The organism is Ruegeria sp. K3 (genome assembly GCF_056531845.1).
This window is the reverse complement of the sequence record NZ_JBQFMM010000007.1, coordinates 91,125-107,585: the sequence shown is the minus strand read 5'-3', so window position 1 is coordinate 107,585 and position 16,461 is coordinate 91,125. Positions and strand designations below refer to the sequence as shown.

18 protein-coding genes are annotated in these 16,461 nt (G+C 58.4%); 7 read left to right on the top strand and 11 right to left on the bottom strand.

Annotated features, from left to right (window positions below):
- The first annotated feature begins 58 nt into the window (after window positions 1-58).
- The gene (locus ACR0MP_RS13795) at window positions 59-1,987 is read left to right on the top strand and encodes a glycosyltransferase family 2 protein (RefSeq protein ID WP_480886097.1); all 1,929 of its coding nucleotides are present in this window, start codon (window positions 59-61) and stop codon (window positions 1,985-1,987) included.
- Here ACR0MP_RS13795 and ACR0MP_RS13790 read toward each other — a convergent pair.
- A complete protein-coding gene (locus tag ACR0MP_RS13790) occupies window positions 1,944-2,591 on the bottom strand; it encodes a GntR family transcriptional regulator (RefSeq protein WP_480886099.1) in 648 nt (215 codons plus the stop codon). The genes ACR0MP_RS13795 and ACR0MP_RS13790 overlap by 44 nt on opposite strands.
- A gap of 100 nt (window positions 2,592-2,691) precedes the next feature.
- Here ACR0MP_RS13790 and ACR0MP_RS13785 point away from each other — a divergent pair, with 100 nt between their 5' ends.
- From ACR0MP_RS13785 to ACR0MP_RS13775, 3 genes are all read left to right on the top strand, one after another.
- Window positions 2,692-3,336 carry a pyrimidine 5'-nucleotidase gene (locus ACR0MP_RS13785; RefSeq protein ID WP_480886101.1) on the top strand — a complete coding sequence of 215 codons (645 nt, stop codon included), beginning with the start codon at window positions 2,692-2,694 and terminating at the stop codon, window positions 3,334-3,336.
- A gap of 87 nt (window positions 3,337-3,423) precedes the next feature.
- Window positions 3,424-3,672 (top strand): hypothetical protein, encoded by a 249-nt coding sequence (locus ACR0MP_RS13780; RefSeq protein ID WP_170405023.1) that lies wholly within the window; start codon window positions 3,424-3,426, stop codon window positions 3,670-3,672.
- A 72-nt stretch (window positions 3,673-3,744) separates the two neighbouring features.
- A complete protein-coding gene (locus ACR0MP_RS13775; protein WP_170405019.1) occupies window positions 3,745-4,941 on the top strand; it encodes a UbiH/UbiF family hydroxylase in 1,197 nt (398 codons plus the stop codon).
- Window positions 4,942-4,972: 31 nt separating this feature from the next.
- Here the strand turns inward: ACR0MP_RS13775 and ACR0MP_RS13770 are convergent, their stop codons facing one another.
- On the bottom strand, window positions 4,973-6,100 hold the full coding sequence (locus tag ACR0MP_RS13770) for an aminotransferase class V-fold PLP-dependent enzyme (protein WP_170405016.1): 1,128 nt from the start codon (window positions 6,098-6,100) through the stop codon (window positions 4,973-4,975).
- A gap of 232 nt (window positions 6,101-6,332) precedes the next feature.
- Between ACR0MP_RS13770 and ACR0MP_RS13765 the strand changes: the two genes are divergently transcribed.
- Complete coding sequence (locus ACR0MP_RS13765) at window positions 6,333-7,034, top strand: GntR family transcriptional regulator (RefSeq protein WP_170393483.1); 702 nt, start codon at window positions 6,333-6,335, stop codon at window positions 7,032-7,034.
- Here the strand turns inward: ACR0MP_RS13765 and ACR0MP_RS13760 are convergent.
- Both ACR0MP_RS13760 and ACR0MP_RS13755 read right to left on the bottom strand, forming a co-directional pair.
- Window positions 7,031-7,489 carry an Lrp/AsnC family transcriptional regulator gene (locus tag ACR0MP_RS13760; protein WP_170393485.1) on the bottom strand — a complete coding sequence of 153 codons (459 nt, stop codon included), beginning with the start codon at window positions 7,487-7,489 and terminating at the stop codon, window positions 7,031-7,033. The two genes, ACR0MP_RS13765 and ACR0MP_RS13760, sit on opposite strands and share 4 nt — an antisense overlap.
- Window positions 7,486-7,941 carry an Lrp/AsnC family transcriptional regulator gene (locus tag ACR0MP_RS13755; protein WP_170393487.1) on the bottom strand — a complete coding sequence of 152 codons (456 nt, stop codon included), beginning with the start codon at window positions 7,939-7,941 and terminating at the stop codon, window positions 7,486-7,488. The genes ACR0MP_RS13760 and ACR0MP_RS13755 overlap by 4 nt, the downstream gene beginning before the upstream one ends.
- A gap of 131 nt (window positions 7,942-8,072) precedes the next feature.
- Here ACR0MP_RS13755 and ilvC point away from each other — a divergent pair, with 131 nt between their 5' ends.
- Entirely contained in the window at window positions 8,073-9,095 is a 1,023-nt protein-coding gene (gene ilvC, locus ACR0MP_RS13750; protein WP_170393489.1) for a ketol-acid reductoisomerase, read from the top strand.
- A 45-nt stretch (window positions 9,096-9,140) separates the two neighbouring features.
- Here ilvC and ACR0MP_RS13745 read toward each other — a convergent pair whose 3' ends face one another.
- The gene (locus tag ACR0MP_RS13745) at window positions 9,141-9,596 is read right to left on the bottom strand and encodes an SRPBCC domain-containing protein (RefSeq protein WP_480886104.1); all 456 of its coding nucleotides are present in this window, start codon (window positions 9,594-9,596) and stop codon (window positions 9,141-9,143) included.
- Window positions 9,593-9,901: a metalloregulator ArsR/SmtB family transcription factor gene (locus ACR0MP_RS13740; protein WP_170405010.1), complete on the bottom strand. Its 309-nt coding sequence runs from the start codon at window positions 9,899-9,901 to the stop codon at window positions 9,593-9,595. The genes ACR0MP_RS13745 and ACR0MP_RS13740 overlap by 4 nt, the downstream gene beginning before the upstream one ends.
- A 78-nt stretch (window positions 9,902-9,979) precedes the next feature.
- Here ACR0MP_RS13740 and ACR0MP_RS13735 point away from each other — a divergent pair, with 78 nt between their 5' ends.
- On the top strand, window positions 9,980-10,882 hold the full coding sequence (locus ACR0MP_RS13735; protein ID WP_170405007.1) for a DMT family transporter: 903 nt from the start codon (window positions 9,980-9,982) through the stop codon (window positions 10,880-10,882).
- Here the strand turns inward: ACR0MP_RS13735 and glmM are convergent.
- The 5 genes from glmM to ACR0MP_RS13710 all read right to left on the bottom strand — a co-directional run bounded on the left by glmM (window position 10,879) and on the right by ACR0MP_RS13710 (window position 16,362).
- Window positions 10,879-12,222: a phosphoglucosamine mutase gene (gene glmM / locus ACR0MP_RS13730; protein ID WP_170393497.1), complete on the bottom strand. Its 1,344-nt coding sequence runs from the start codon at window positions 12,220-12,222 to the stop codon at window positions 10,879-10,881. The two genes, ACR0MP_RS13735 and glmM, sit on opposite strands and share 4 nt — an antisense overlap.
- A 33-nt stretch (window positions 12,223-12,255) precedes the next feature.
- On the bottom strand, window positions 12,256-13,254 hold the full coding sequence (folP, locus tag ACR0MP_RS13725; protein WP_480886106.1) for a dihydropteroate synthase: 999 nt from the start codon (window positions 13,252-13,254) through the stop codon (window positions 12,256-12,258).
- A complete protein-coding gene (locus ACR0MP_RS13720; protein ID WP_480886108.1) occupies window positions 13,251-14,171 on the bottom strand; it encodes a dihydroneopterin aldolase in 921 nt (306 codons plus the stop codon). Before ACR0MP_RS13720 ends, folP begins: the two co-directional genes overlap by 4 nt.
- Window positions 14,172-14,276: 105 nt before the next feature.
- Window positions 14,277-15,650, bottom strand: coding sequence for a multicopper oxidase family protein (locus ACR0MP_RS13715; protein WP_480886110.1), 1,374 nt, complete (start codon window positions 15,648-15,650; stop codon window positions 14,277-14,279).
- 73 nt (window positions 15,651-15,723) lie between these two features.
- Window positions 15,724-16,362: a cell wall hydrolase gene (locus ACR0MP_RS13710; protein ID WP_170393504.1), complete on the bottom strand. Its 639-nt coding sequence runs from the start codon at window positions 16,360-16,362 to the stop codon at window positions 15,724-15,726.
- Window positions 16,363-16,461 lie beyond the last annotated feature (99 nt).

Sequence of the window (16,461 nt, the reverse complement as noted above, 5' to 3'; positions counted from 1 at the left end):
GAATTCAACAGCGTTAACCGTGTGTTAACCCTGACTAAGCAACCCTGCCGGATGTTACATGCGGCAGGGTTTCGTTATGGTCGAATTGAATCTCCAGCGTCAGACACTGGCGCAGCCTGTGCCCGGGCCGCATTCGCGCAAACCGCTCGGCACATGTCTCGTCGAACAAGGCATCATCACATCCGACCAGTTGGCGCGCGCCCTGCGGATGCAAGTATTCCAGAACGCGCCATTGGGGGAAATACTGGTCAGTGAAGGATGGGCCAGCCGTGCGCAGGTTCTCTCTGCGCTGTCTGACCAAACCGGCCTTCAGATCGCCGATCTTGCGCAGGTACCACCTGCCGCAGACCTCTGCTTGCTCGAACCGGTCGAGTTTTGGTTGGACCACAATGTACTGCCCTGGATGCGTGTGGGGCCAATCCTGCTGATCGCTACAGCCAGGCCAGATACATTTGACGCAGTGGCAGACGCATTGAAAGGCCACGGTTACACGATCATCCCGGTTCTGGCAGGACCCGAGCAGATCGATGCTGCCATCGCTCGTCAATATGCTCAACCGCTAGCACAAGCTGCAGAAACTCGCGTTGAGGCGCGGCAAAGCTGCAGGAATTGGTCGGCCCAGACGCGCCGTGGGCCGATCATTGGATTTATCCTGCTCGCGGCACTCTGTGTTTGTTTCCCGATAGTTGGCCTCGGCCTTCTTTTGGGCTTTGCACTGCTGACGCTGGGGCTGTTCTTGTCTCTCAGGCTCTCGGGGCTCATTGCTTATCTATGGCGAGAAAAATCTGAGCCAACAACAAAGACCTCTGAGTCACTTCGCCTACCCCGCGTCTCGATCCTGGTGCCGCTATATAAGGAACGCGAGATTGCCGATGACCTGATCGCCCGGCTGCGCCGCCTGACCTATCCCAAAGCGTTGCTGGATGTCATTCTGGTGCTGGAAGAGCGGGATGACGTAACCAATGAGGCGCTCAGGCAAATAGAACTGCCAACCTGGATGCGCGCCATTGTTGTGCCGGCTCGGGGTGACCTGACCACCAAGCCCCGTGCGATGAACTATGCGCTGGATTTCTGCCGTGGAGAGATTTTGGGCGTTTGGGATGCCGAAGACGCGCCGCAACCCGATCAGATTGAAACCGTTGTCCGCCATTTCGCGAACGCCCCAAAGGAAGTGGTGTGCCTGCAAGGTATTCTAGACTACTACAATCCGCGCACCAATTGGCGGTCGCGCTGTTTTAGCATCGAATACAGCGGCTGGTTTCGCGTCGTCCTGAAAGGCATCGCGCGAATTGGTCTGGTCGTTCCGCTGGGCGGCACAACCTTCTTTTTTCGCCGTGACAAGCTGGTCGAACTGGGCGGTTGGGATGCCCATAATGTCACCGAAGATGCCGATCTGGGTGTCCGCCTAAGCCGTGCCGGATATCGGACCGAGATCGTCAGCACCACGACCTATGAAGAGGCGAACTTTCGCGCCTGGCCATGGGTCAAGCAGCGTTCGCGTTGGCTGAAGGGGTTCATGGTAACCTATCTGGTGCATATGCGCGCACCACGCCAATTGCTGCGCGATCTGGGGTTGCTGCGCTTTTTGGGCTTACAGGCCTTTTTTCTGGGAACACTGGGTCAATTCCTTCTGGCCCCGCTTCTGTGGGCGTTCTGGCCCATCTTTTTCGGGCTGCCCCACCTGTATCAACCAATCCTGGCACCCGGTTTATTGACTGCCTGCGTGGTTCTGTTTCTCGTCGCCGAAGCCGCCAACCTATTGGTGGGTATCTGCGGTGTCAGCGCAGGCAAACGCAGGTTCCTGCTACCCTGGGTGCCGAGCATGGTGCTTTACTATCCGCTGGGCGTGTTGGCGGCCTACAAAGGCCTGTGGGAACTGGCGGTCAATCCGTTCTTCTGGGACAAGACCCAGCACGGGCATGCGGTCGAGGAACGTGAGCCCGCTATTTCTCGCGCCGGATCGCATCCTGTTTCAGCCGCGTCATGAAAGCGACCGAAATGTGATCCTGCAACGCCTTGGCCGCCGCGTCCTCGTCTCGCGCCGCAATCGCGTCCACGATGCCTTTGTGCTCGCTCTGCGCAATCTCGCCACGCCCTTCTGCGGCCAGCGATGTGGTCGCCATCAAGGCCATGGTCCGATGCACAAGATCAAGCTGCTGCACCAGATAGCGGTTATGCGAAGCCAGGTGAATCTGTTCGTGAAATCTCCGGTTGGCCCGCGACAGCGCAACAGGATCTCCGATCAACTCATTGTCAGCCACCACCATGTCCCGAAGGACCCGAATTTCCTCTTCGGTTGCTTGTTTTGCGGCCAGACGTGCGGCCAGCCCTTCCAATTCACGCCGGACAACATAAAGCTCGGCCATCTGGTTGTGGTCCAATGAGGCCACGATCAACGACCGCCCGTCCCGTTCCAGCAACGACTGCGTTTCCAGCCGCTGCAGCGCCTCGCGGATCGGAGTGCGCGAAACGCCAAACCGCTCGGCCAGTTCGCTTTCCACCAGCCGATCACCAGGCTTGTAGACACCGACGTCTATCGCTTCGAGAATAAGGCTATAGGCGTCCGTATTGGACTGTTTGGATTGGGGCATCGGCTGAATTGTCTCCTCGTTCGGACCTGTCTAGCCGCCACACGCCCCCCCGATCAAGTGCGGCATTGAAAACCGCAGCCCATCGCCCTAAACCCAAAGCATGGTCAAACCTGCCTTTTCCTATGTCACCCAATGGGTGTTCGATCTAGACAACACGCTTTACCCGCCGCATATGCGCCTGTTCGATCAGATCGAAGTGCTGATGACGGATTACGTCGTGCAAGCTATCGGCGTCGACCGCCCCGAGGCCGACCGGCTGCGTTCGCATTACTGGCGCGAATACGGCACGACACTCGCGGGCCTGATGGCAGAGCACGATCTGGACCCCGATCCCTATCTGCACGCCGTGCATCAGGTGGACATGAGCCATATGGAACCCGATGTTGCGCTGGCGGAACATATCCGCGCTTTGCCCGGGCGACGCATCGTCTATACCAATGGATCTGCACCTTATGCCGAGCGCGTTCTGGCGGCACGCGGTCTGATTGGGCTGTTCGACGCGATCTATGGCGTAGAACACGCAGGCTATCGCCCCAAGCCGCAAAAAGCCGCGTTCGAGGCGATCTTTGCGCAGGATGGAATCGATACCGCGAAAGCCGCCATGTTCGAAGATGATCCACGCAATCTGGCCGCCCCGCACGAGATGGGAATGCGCACCGTACACGTCGCGCCTGACCCGCACGAGGCTGACCATATTCACCATCACACCGATGATCTGACCGGGTTTCTGGGTCGCCTGCGATAGGCTGTCACACTGCGACGATCTGTTCGTTTCGCAGGTGCAGAATTGACCCCATATGCAGCTCAGCGACGAACAGAATCGGAGACCCCAATGACCGCGCTTGAGATGCCTCAGCGCCTGCCTCTTTGGCAGCGCCTTTTGTTTGCAATTCCCGTGTTTGGCTGGATGGCCCGGGACGCGGCCAATGCCGAAGCTGAAGACCTTTATTATACAGCCGCGGCGCTGGTCAGCATGTGGGGCTGCTCCATCCTTCTGTTCGGCCTGCCGGGTCTTTATATTCCTGCCCTGATGCTGGTGCCGACGATGTTCCTTGTCCTGATTTTGATCTCTCGGGGATAAAGCACGAGACAGGATGTCACTTGGCGCCCACCGCGCAACAGCACTAGTGTCTGCGGCAACGGAGACATACTCATGACTGACAGCTGTGACATCCTGATTTCCGGCGGCGGAATCGCCGGATTGACCGCCGCCGCCGCCTTTGGCGCTGCCGGGTTCGACGTAGTCTGCGTCGATCCCACCCCTCCGATCACCGAGCGGGACGTGGACGGATCGGATCTGCGTACCACCGCTTTTTTGCAGCCTGCCCACGGTCTGTTGGAACAATGCGGGCTTTGGGCCAAGCTGGATGCCCACGCCGCGCCCCTGCAGATCATGCGCATCGTGGATGCGGGTGGCGATGTGCCCGAACCGCGCGTCGTGCGTGATTTCAACGCCGCCGATATCTCGGACCAGCCATTCGGATGGAACCTGCCCAACTGGCTGCTGCGCCGCGAGATGGTGGCGCGACTAGCCGAACTGCCGAATGTCGATTTCCGCCCCGGCACCGGTACGGTCAGCCTGTTCACCCGCACCAATGAGGCACGAGTCGGCCTGAGCGACGGCACCCGCATCCGCTGCAAACTGGTAATCGCCGCTGACGGGCGCAGTTCACCAATGCGCGAAGCTGCCGGGATCAATGTTCAAACCACGCGCTACGGCCAAAAGGCCCTCGCCTTCGCCGTCACACATCCTATCCCGCACGACAATGTCTCGACCGAGATTCACCGCTCGGGCGGGCCGTTCACATTGGTCCCCCTGCCCGATTGGCAAGGCCAACCGTCCTCGGCGATTGTCTGGATGGAGCGTGGGCCACGTGCCGTTGAACTGCTAAACCTTGAATCCGACGCGTTCGAAGCCGCCATGACCGAACGCTCTTGCGGGCTGTTTGGACCGCTGAAATTGGCCTCACGCCGGACGATCTGGCCGATCATCAGCCAGTCGGCGGAACGGTTGTCGGGTGAACGCATCGCGCTGATGGCCGAGGCCGCGCATGTGGTGCCACCTATTGGTGCGCAGGGGCTGAACATGTCGTTGGGCGATCTGCGCTGCTTGCTGGAATTGACGCAAGCCCGGCCCGAGGGCTTAGGCGATGCGCAGATGCTGGATTCCTATCACAAGGCCCGCCATACCGAGATCGAACTGCGCGTCAAAGGCATCGACCTGCTGAACCGCGCCTCGATGATCGAAGCGCGTCCGCTGCGCGACGCACGAGCGATGGGGCTGAATGCGCTCTATTCCCTACCACCCGTGCGCAAGACGCTAATGCAAATGGGCCTCGGCGTCCGCTGAACCGCAGGGCGGACTTCTGCCCGCCACGCTATTACAGCACCTGATCCAGAACCCGTTTCAGGCGCGCAATCGTGTCGTCAACATCATACAGCTTGTCCAAGCCAAACAGGCCGAGACGGAAGGTGCTGAACCCTTCGGGTTCGTCACATTGCAGCGGTACGCCGGCTGCGATCTGCATGCCCAGGGCCGCGAACTTCTTGCCGTTCTGCACTTCGGGGTCTGCTGTATAGCTGACCACCACACCGGGCGCGCCGAACCCTTCGGCAGCAACCGACATGACGCCCTTGTCCCTAAGATAGGCCCGGACGCCATCACCTAGCGCCCATTGCGCTGCGCGCAGCTTTTCGAAGCCGTACGCGCGCGTCTCGGCCATTGTGTCGCGGAAGGAAAGCAGAGAATCCGTCGGCATGGTGGCGTGATAGGCATGACCGCCATTCTCGTAGGCCTGCATGATCTGGCGCCACTTCTTCAAATCTATCGCGAAGCTATCGGATGAGGTCTCGGCCAGTCGTGCCTCGGCGCGTTCGGATAGCATGACAAGACCGGCGCATGGCGTTGCGCTCCACCCCTTCTGCGGAGCCGAGATCAGCACATCCACTCCGGTGGCCTTCATATCGACCCAGGCACAGCCCGAGGCGATGCAGTCCAGCACCATCAACGCCCCCACCTCATGCGCAGCAGCGGCCATCGCTGTCACATAATTATCAGGCAGAATCACTCCGGCCGAGGTCTCAACATGCGGCGCGAAGACAATACCCGGTCGTTTCTCATGGATTGTTGCCACAACTTCATCAATCGGGGCCGGAGCAAAAGGTGACGGGCTGGAATTGCCGGTTTCGCGCGCTTTGAGAACGGTGGTCGACGATGTCAGATCACCTGACTCGATGATCTGGCTCCACCGATATGAAAACCACCCATTGCGTACGACAAGCACATCAGCACCCCGCGCAAACTGTCGCGCGACAGCTTCCATCCCGTAGGTGCCTCCGCCGGGAATGACCGCAACGCCTTCAGCATTGTAAACTTCACGCAGCATTGCCGAAATATCGCGCATGACTTGCTGAAAACTTGCAGACATATGGTTCAGAGAACGGTCGGTAAAAACCACCGAGAACTCCTCCAGCCCGCCCGGGTCAACAGTATTCAGTAGTGCCGGCATGACGCATCCTTTCTATTGGGTCCTTTTTGTTCTGCCTTGTCTTGCGCGCTCGGTAAAGCGTCAAACGCGGCCTGAAGTTGACCCTAAGTAACCCACAGCCAAAAATTTCATTTTGAGTTTTTACATGCCACAATTAGCAGAAATGACGCCAACCAGAGTCAGGTCCCCTTTACACCCTAGCGTGTTTCTGAACAGATACACACACTTTGAACAAGAACGGATAATTTTACTCGTGACTGCGCAAAAGCGGATTAGTTTTCAAGTCGTTCGAGACGAGGTAAAGCGGCGGATTGAATCCCGCATATGGCCTCAGGGCTCGCTTTTACCCACCGAAACCCAATTAGCGGAAGAGTTCAATTGTGCCCGCGCCACGGTGAACCGGGCGCTGAGGGAGCTCGCTGAACAGGGCTTTGTCGAGCGCAAGCGCAAAAGCGGAACGCGGGTCAAGAAAGAACCACGCAAACAAGCCAAGCTTGAAATTTCACTTGCGAGACAAGCGGTTGAGAACCAAAACTCAGCCTATCGCTATGCTCTGGTGGAACGGAACGTGGTCTACAGCCCCGGCTGGCTGACCTCGCAACTGAATGTCGAACCGGACGCGCGCGTTCTGCACGTGATCTGCATGCACTATGCAGACAACCGCCCCTTCCAGCTTGAAGAACGCTGGATCAATATCGAAGCCGTGCCCGAGGTCGAGCAAGCCGACCTCAACAAAAGTGGCCCACACGAATGGTTGTTGAATGCTGCCCCGTTCACCGAAGCTGAAATCGCCTTTTGCGCGATCTCGGCGGACAATCGTCTAGCTGATTTCATGGGCACGACCACTGGCACTTCGATGATTCAGCTGGAACGGACCACGTGGAAGGACGGGCAACCGATGACTTTCGCCCGCATGACCCATCATCCGGGGTTCCGCATCCGCACTAAATACTAACCGATCGGCCCGGGCAGGCGTTCTTCGCTCAGCAGTACATTGGCTTCGACCTCTCCGGCCCCTGGTAAGGTCATCACCCTTCGGCGCAGAACCCGTTCGAAGTCTGCCAGATCCCGCGCCACGACGCGCAAGCGATAATCATAAAGACCCAGCACATGCTCAACCGTCTGTACCTCGGGAATGGCGCTGACGGCGCGCTCGAAATCTTCAAGGCTGACCTGCCCTTTTCGCGCAAGTTTCACGCCGAGAAAGACGGTCACTCCAAAACCCAGGGCCTCGGCATTCAGACGCAGCCGCCGCCCCTTGATCACGCCTGCTTCTTCCAGTCGACGAATACGCCGCCAGGTCGCAGGCTGCGATAAGCCAAAGCGGCGCCCCAGAGCCCCCGCGCTTTGGGTCGCGTCCTGCACCAGCGCGCGCAGAATTCTGCGGTCGATCTCATCCAGTTCGATCATACCGGCAGCACCTCATCCCGTTTGACTCGGGCGATATGCATAAGGGCTTCGATATCGGCGATGTGCGGTAGGGTCAGAATGCGATCGCGATAGACCTGTTGATAATGCGCCATATCTCGCGCCAACACCGATAGGCGCACATCCACCCGGCCAAGGAAGGTCTGGATCTCGATCACCTCGGCCACGTTCCGCGCCGCCGCCGTGAATTCGTCGAACGCCCGTGCCTGCGTCTTGTCCAGCGTGATCCGCAAAGAGACCTCGACCGCATAGCCCAAGGCGGCCCAGTCGATAACGGCTTCCTGCCCCTCGATCACTCCTGCCGCCTGCATCTTTTCGATCCGGCGCCAGCAGACGCCCGAAGTGATGCGGCATCGCTCAGCCAATTCTGCCGTTGTCAGGCTTGGCTCGGCCTGGAAGTGGCGCAGTATACGTCGATCAACATCATCAAGCATGATTTTTTCACATTTTGTTCAATAGAAGAATTATTCTTCATCTATTTGTCAAATACCCAAACCAAACCCTATCGCCAATAGCAATCACGCAAGATAGAAGCACATCAATCGAAACTGAAAGGACCGGCGAAATGCGCGTCTATTACGATCGCGATTGCGACATCAACCTGATCAAAGACAAAAAAGTGGCGATTCTGGGCTACGGCTCGCAAGGCCACGCCCACGCTCTGAACCTGCGCGACTCGGGCGCCAAGAACCTGGTCATCGCCCTGCGCGAAGGCTCCCCCTCGGCCAAGAAAGCCGAAGCGGAAGGCCTGCAGGTGATGGGCATCGCCGAAGCCGCAGCCTGGTGCGACGTTATTATGTTCACCATGCCTGACGAACTGCAGGCTGAGACGTACAAGAAATACGTCCACGACAACATCAAGCCAGGTGCGGCCATCGCGTTCGCCCACGGCCTGAACGTCCATTTTGGCCTGATCGAGCCGAAAGAAGGCGTTGACGTGATCATGATGGCCCCCAAAGGCCCCGGTCACACCGTGCGCGGCGAATACACCAAAGGCGGCGGCGTTCCTTGCCTCGTCGCGGTCGACAACGACGCGACCGGCAAAGCGCTGGAAATCGGCCTGTCTTACTGCTCGGCCATCGGTGGCGGCCGTTCGGGCATCATCGAAACCAACTTCCGCGAGGAATGCGAAACCGACCTGTTCGGTGAACAGGCTGTTCTGTGCGGCGGTCTGGTTGAACTGATCCGCTGCGGCTTTGAAACGCTGGTTGAGGCCGGCTACGCGCCCGAGATGGCATATTTCGAGTGTCTGCACGAAGTGAAGCTGATCGTTGACCTGATCTATGAAGGCGGCATCGCCAACATGGATTATTCGATCTCGAACACGGCTGAATATGGCCAGTACGTCACCGGCCCGCGTATTTTGAAATACGACGAGACCAAAGCGCGTATGAAAGAGGTTCTGAACGACATCCAGCAGGGTAAATTCGTCCGTGACTTCATGCTGGAGAACGCTGTAGGCCAACCGACCATCAAAGCGTCGCGCCGTGCGAACGATGAGCACATGATCGAGGAAACCGGTGCAAAACTGCGCGCCATGATGCCCTGGATCTCGGCTGGCAAAATGGTCGACAAAGAAAAGAACTAAGTCTGACAATTGTCAGCGAAAGGGCGGCCCCGGTGGCCGCCCTTTTCATTTGGTGACAGCATTTGCGTAGCATTCGCCCAGAACATAATCCCAGCCACTGTCGTAACCGGTGCGTTTGTCCGACGCCTCAGATGTCCAGACTTCCCAGCCCGAATGGGTCAGAGTGACCATGGTCTGCCCGGCTCCGTGGGCTGCGAACCGGACCTCAACCCGCGTGGGGCGGTCGGTGTTGGTGCCGGGGTGCCAGCTGAAGGCCAGGCGAGCCCCCTGTTCGAAGATCAACACCTTGCCCCAATCAGCGCGGGCGCCATCGAACATGGTTTCATAAACCGCACCGCCGACATGAGGTTCGATCACAACTGCCAGCGCAGGCTTGCCTTGCACCGCTGAGACAGCGTGCCCATCCAATGGCCACCAATTGGCGATGCGATTTACAAAAATGTCAAAGGCGCACTCGGGCGTTGCGTTCACAACAATGGTCTTGATGATTGGTTCGATCATGCATCTCGTCCTTCGTTTACCTCGGCGGCGAAATTCTCCAACACGTCCGACCAGTATTGCTCGAGCCAGGCGCGCAGGTCTGCCAGCCCCTCGGGTCGGGCGGCATAGATGCGGCGCGTTCCCTCGGCCCGGCAAACGACAAGCCCGGCTTCGGACAAGACCTTCAAATGTTGCGAGACCGCCGGGCGGCTTACGGGCAAATCCGCTGCCAGATCACCAACCGCCCTGGGGTGCTTGGCCACCGCCTCAAAAACCTGACGACGGGTCGAATCCCCTAAGGCCGAAAGCACTTCTTTGTAAGTCATATCTTACGGTAAGTAATGACTTACCTAATGTCAATATCAGCGCGTGACACCGTCAGATTCGCGGGATAAGTGGATGGAATGGTTCAACAACCGACAAAACAGGATTGGAGCGGTGTTTTCACGCTGGGCCTCATCTGGGGCGGGACGTTCATGGTGGTTGCCATGGCGCTGGAAGGCTATGGACCGGTCACCGTGGCGACGTCGCGCACCACATTGGGTGCCGTTATGCTGCTGGTGCTGATGCGCCTTACCGGACGGCGTATTCCGAGTTTGACACCAGCCCTTCTGAGTTCGATTTTCTTCATCGGCATTCTGTCGACGGCGGTTCCCTTCATGCTGTTAAGCTGGGGGCAACAATTTGTCCCTTCGGCCTTTGCGGGTCTGTCCATGGCGGCGATTCCGCTGATGGTTCTGCCGCTGGCACATTTCTTTTCGGATGAGCCTATGAACCTACGGCGTCTGGTCGGCGTTTGCCTTGGCTTCTCTGGCGCGCTTGTGTTGATCGGGCCCGGTCTGGCGCAATTGGGTCAGGGTACGCAGCCACTGGCGCAAATGGCCTGCGTCACGGCAGCCTTGTGCTACGCCAGCTCGTCGATCCTGACCCGCCGCTGCCCGCCGATTGAACCGATGGCTCTGGCAGCCCTGACGCTGCTGGTTGGCGCAGTACTATTGATACCTATCATGCTGCTAACCGAGGGGCTTCCCTCGTGGCAGGGAACGCGCCCCAGTCTGGCCCTGATCGTTCTAGGCCTTGTCCCCACGGCCTTCGCCACCCTGCTGCGAGTATCCATCACCCGCAGCGCCGGGTCCGTCTTTCTGACGCTGGTGAACTATCAGGTGCCCGTTTGGTCGATGGTGTTCGGGGCCTGGATTCTATCCGAAGCCCTGCCGCTGCGGTTCTATATCGCGCTTGCCATGATCCTAACCGGGCTGGCAATCAGCCAGTGGTTCACTCTGCAGAAAATGCTACTGGGGCGTTAACCTGTCGCCGCCTCAACCTCGGATACGATCCCATCGACCACTTGGGTCAGCAGTGCGGCATCCTCGCATTCCGCCATCACCCGGATCAGAGGTTCCGTGCCCGATTTGCGGATCAGCAAACGCCCCTGCCCATTCAGACGCGCCTCGGCCTCGGAAATCGCGCTTTTGACGCTGGCCGCTTCCAGCGGGGCCTGCCCCGCGCTAAAGCGCACATTCTTCAGCAATTGCGGCACCGTCTCAAACTGGCGCGATAAGTCCGAGGCTTTCTTGCCGGATTGCACCATCTCTGCCAGAAAATGCAGCCCCGCCATCAGACCGTCGCCGGTTGTGGCATAATCGCTCATCACGATGTGACCTGACTGTTCGCCACCAAGATTGAAACCACCCTCGCGCATCCGTTCAACCACATAGCGGTCGCCAACGGCGGTCCGCTCCAGACGCAGCCCCTGCCCGGCCAGGTGCCGCTCCAATCCGAGGTTCGACATCACAGTGGCCACCAAGGCGCCGCCTTTCAACTGATCCGCGCGGGACCACGCGGTCGCCAACAGAGCCATCAACTGATCCCCATCGGCGACAGCGCCAGTTTCGTCGATCACAACGACGCGGTCGGCATCCCCATCCAGACAGATACCTACATCGGCGCCGTGTGAAACCACGGTTTCGGCCGCAACACGAGGCTGGGTTGAGCCACATCCGAGGTTGATGTTCTTGCCGTTCGGCGCGATGCCGACCGGGATCACATCTGCTCCCAACTCCCAAAGAACTTCCGGCGCAGTACGGTGCGCGGCACCGTTGGCGCAGTCGATCACAACCTTCAGCCCATCCAAGCGCAGATTGCGCGGCAGCGATGATTTCACACGCTCGCCATAACGGAACCGCGCATCGTCGACCCGACGCGCACGACCAATATTCTGCGCCTGTGCGGGGCTTACGCCTTCTTCGATCAGCCGCTCGATCTCAATCTCGGCCTGATCGGACAGCTTGAACCCGTCCGGCCCAAAGAATTTAATTCCATTGTCGATCGCCGGATTGTGGCTAGCCGAGATCATCACGCCCAGATCCGCGCGCATCGAGCGCGTCATCAACCCTACCGCAGGAGTCGGCACCGGCCCCAGCAGAAGCACGTTCATACCGGTCGAGGTCAAACCTGCCGTCAGCGCATTTTCCAGCATATAGCCCGACAGCCGCGTATCCTTGCCAATGACAACGCGGTGTACGCCTGAGGCATCGCGGCGGAAATAACGCCCCACAGCCGCGCCAATCCGCAAAGCCATTTCCGCCGTCATAGGGTGCGTGTTGGCGGTGCCCCGCACCCCGTCGGTTCCAAACAGCTTGCGCATAAGTCGGTCTCCTGAAAATTCCTTTTGCCCGGATTACCGGACGGCGGCCCATAGACGCAAGGCCTGAGCCGTCTCGGCCACGTCATGTACCCGTACAATCTGCACGCCCTGTGATATTCCCGCCAGAGCAACCGCGATTGACCCCGGCGCGCGGGCATCCTTGCGCGGCTCTTTGCCGATCTGACCAATAAATCCCTTGCGCGAAACGCCCAGAAGGATTGGACAGCCCAGCCCGTGAAACAGGCTGAGATTGCGCAGAAGGGTCAGGTTGTGGTCCAGATTCTTGCCAAACCCGATGCCCGGATCGATGACAATCAAATCGCGGCTAAGCCCCAGTTCTTCAAGATGGGCGATTTGCCCCTCAAGGAAATCGTAAACATCCAGCAGAACATTGTCATAGTGCGGGTCATCCTGCATCGTGGTCGGATCACCCTGCATATGCATCACACAAACCGGAGCCTCAATCTGCGCGCAAAATGGTGCAAGTTTGGGATCGAAGGTAAATCCCGACACATCGTTGATCAGTCCCGCACCTGCCAGATGAGCCGCCTTGGCAACACCGGCCTTGCGAGTATCGATCGAGATCAACACATCCGTCTCGCCCCGAATTGCCTCAATCAAAGGGCGTGTGCGGGCAATCTCTTCGTCTTCAGGCACAAAATCAGCGCCCGGGCGCGTGGATTCGCCGCCAATGTCCAGAATACTTGCACCATACGCTACCATGCCGGCGGCAGCGGTCCGAGCGGCCTCGACCGAGTTATACAGCCCCCCATCCGAGAAGCTATCCGGCGTGGCATTCAGAATGCCCATGATCTGCGTTCGTGCCATATCAAGTCCGGCAATCGCTGGACGCGCGCAGGTCAGACGATCCAGCTGTTCTTTTGGGATTTCAACGGCATCGACGATCTGGGTGCTTTGCCCGCGCTCAATCCGTTCGGCCTGTGAGAACCACAGCACCTGCCCTGCTAGTGGTACCGCCCCGTCGACGCGCGTGCTCCCATGCTGGACCAATGGGCGGTAATAGACGGTCACAGTTGCGCCTGCTGCACCGGAACTGCGCGCAATGGCGTTTTGGGGGCTTCGGGCAGGTCTCCGCCAATAACCAGCATCTCGCTGGCTTCAAAGGTTGCTGCGAACCAAGCAGCCAGCGCCACCGCGTCAGACGGCGCGGCTGAGGGGCCATCGACCGCATCCAGAACAATTTTGGAGGGTGCCCAAACACAAATCTGGCCGTTTTTCATCGCCCAATCCAACTCGGTCCGCGTTGAAACGACCACGCAACGGTGATCGCGCGCAGCCAGAACCCAGGCGTTCTGTTCAATTGCCAACAAATCTATCCGGCGTTGGGTCATTGCGTGACCCGTCTGCGGCACATCCAGATCAGACGCCCCAACACACAGGATCAGCGGGCGCTGGCGATTTTCAAGTTGGTCGATCCAGCCGGTGAGATTACCTGATGAAATCGCTGCATTCGACAGAAAGACCAACCGTGGATGTGGCCGCTCTTCTTCGGTCACATCATGATGTACCGCATCCTTGCCGCGCACGATCTCGACGCCAAGCGCGCCGGGCCCACGATCCAGTTTTTCAATGCGAACAAAGGCTCTTACAGCCTGAGGTTCAAGCAGAATGCGCTCCGCCACGCGATCTGCCAGTGTCTCGAGCAAATTTAGTCGCTCAGCAGCCAGCTCGAACGCAATCGCTTCGGTTACACGGTCGTAAGACAGAATACGATCCACGTCATCATCGATGGGGTCTGTCAGCGGACGCACCTCGACCACGATGTTAAAGCAGATCCGTTGCGTGGTACCGCGTTCGGCCTGAAACGCCCCGATCTCGACCTCAACGATGTGATCGCGCAGCGAAATGCGGTCCAGCGCACCGCGCGCGGCGGTAGCCTCGGACCGTTCGGACGGGTGCGCAAAGGCAAGACGGATTTCAGAGCTCATGCGGCGGACCTTTTCGGGCTCGGTGGACTGATGATCAGCCCACTTTAGGCGTTTCGCGGGCGTATAGCATCGCAGCAAACGCCTTTCCAGCTACGGAATGCGGCGTTACGTGACCCGGAACCAGCTCATCATACCCGATGCCGCATGGCCTAGCATGTGACAATGTAACAGCCAGTTGCCCGGATTGTCAGCTACCAACGCTACTTGCCGCACCTGCCCTCGTTCGACTAGAACAGTGTCGCGCCACGGCCCCAGTGTACCGTCCTGCAGGATAATGCGAAAATGGTGTCCATGCAGATGCATCGCATGTGGAAACGCCGTTTCATTTGCGAATTCAATCCGATGAACTGATCCCAATCGCGCATCCAGAAACGGATCATCTTGCCGCTCTGCATATCCGTTCAAAGCCCAGAATCGTCCAAGCTGAGCCAACTCGCGCCCCGACAGCTCGGAATCGCCCAATTTGGCGCTCTCCAGCCAGCGCATTGCACCCCCCTGCATCGTCATACGATGCAGAGGTGTATTCTGCAGTTCAATTTCGGGCATTCGGTTTGCTGGCAACGGTCTAACTTTTGCATCAGCAATACGCGATGCTACTCCGAACACATCAAATTTGACGAGTCCGTAAGCGCCATCCCGTTCTACACTCACAATACTTGCCGTCTGGCCGGATTCCGCTGAAACATCAACGATCAAGTCAACCCGCTGCGCAGGCGCCAAAGGAAAACTGCTCTCAATTCGCAATGGAACCTCAAGCGGCATACCGTCAAGCGCAACAATCCAGCCAGCAAGCCCGTCGAGCGCTACGTCGAATACCCGGGCATTCGCGGCATTGATCACCCGCAATCGCAATCGTTCAGACGCCTGCACTGGATAAGAAGGGTCAAACTCTCCGTTCACCGTTACAATGTTGCCCAGCCGACCCGCATGGCTCAGATCATGAGCATTGTCGAAATCGCTGGATATCTTTGCGCTCTCGGTGTCAAGGCGCCAATCGTCCAGCATTAAGGTCAGGTCCTGATCAACATCGGGTCCGCTGGCTTCTTCGACGATCAAAGGGCCATAAAGCCCACGCGCGACCTGCTCCATCGATTGGTTGTGCGCATGATACCAATAAGTTCCCGCATCCGGCACCACGAAATCATATTCAAAGTTGGAATCTGGCTGCACAACTTCCTGCGTCAGGCCGGGCACTCCATCCATCGCATTGTCGATCCGGATGCCATGCCAGTGAACGGTCGTTGGTTGCGGCAGCATGTTTACAAGCTTGCGGCGTACCCGAGCCCCCTGCGGAACACGGATTTCCGCGCCCGGAACACCGCCGCCATAACTCCAGACCGGAGTTTCCGGATATCCCTGGGGCGCGATCTGCTGGAGGGAAGTCTGTGCCACCAGTTCGGTGGCAGATGCCATCGCCACGCGTGGTATCATCGACAAGGCCAGGGTCGATTGCAGAAACTGTCGGCGTGTTATGGTCATTGCGAGCCTCCTGGCTCGCAACATAGTTGGTAAAACGCCTGTTGCCAGCACCCTTCCAGCGCTGGTGCGTCAATCAGTTGCTGGCCGTGCGATAATTGTGCTTGTAGAAGATATGCACGCCAATACGCGCCGTTTCTTTATAGACGCGGGACCAGGACGGGCGCACTGCCTTGGTGTGATAGTGCGTGGCACCTGCGGTCATCTCTTCAGCTACACCATCGATTGCGGCACGGGCGACTTTCGAAACGCGATCATAAGCGCGTTTTTCGTTGATAATCTCTTTCTGCCCGTCACAGGTGTAGGTGAACTGGCACTGATATTTCTTGCCCGTTCCTTGCTTGATCACACCGCACAGTGAATCCGGAAAGCGACCGCTTTCAACCCGGTTCAGGATAACCTCGGCCACTGCAAACTGACCGCGTACGCTTTCACCGCGAGCCTCGAAATACAGCGCTTCGGCAAGACAACGGAAATTTTCATCTCCGGTCGCCTTTGGCTGCTGGTCCAGCCAGGCTTTGGTGTAGGAGATTTCGACTTTTTCCGGCGCCTTACGCGGCTTAAACAGTTTCAGGTAATCGCGGAAGCTTTGTGCTGGCAACTCGTTACGTGTGACCAACTCAACAGATTTTGTATCGCCTTGCCTATCGGCAAAGGACAAACTCGGTAGCAAGGCTGCGGCCCCCACGGCAACAGCCACTATGTAGCGTCTCATCAGATAACCTCGCACAGGCACAAACGCGCCATACCCTCCCCCGGCGGGCGCGACGAGGCTAATACCCCAGACGAAGCGAGACGTCCAGTTCTGAAAAAA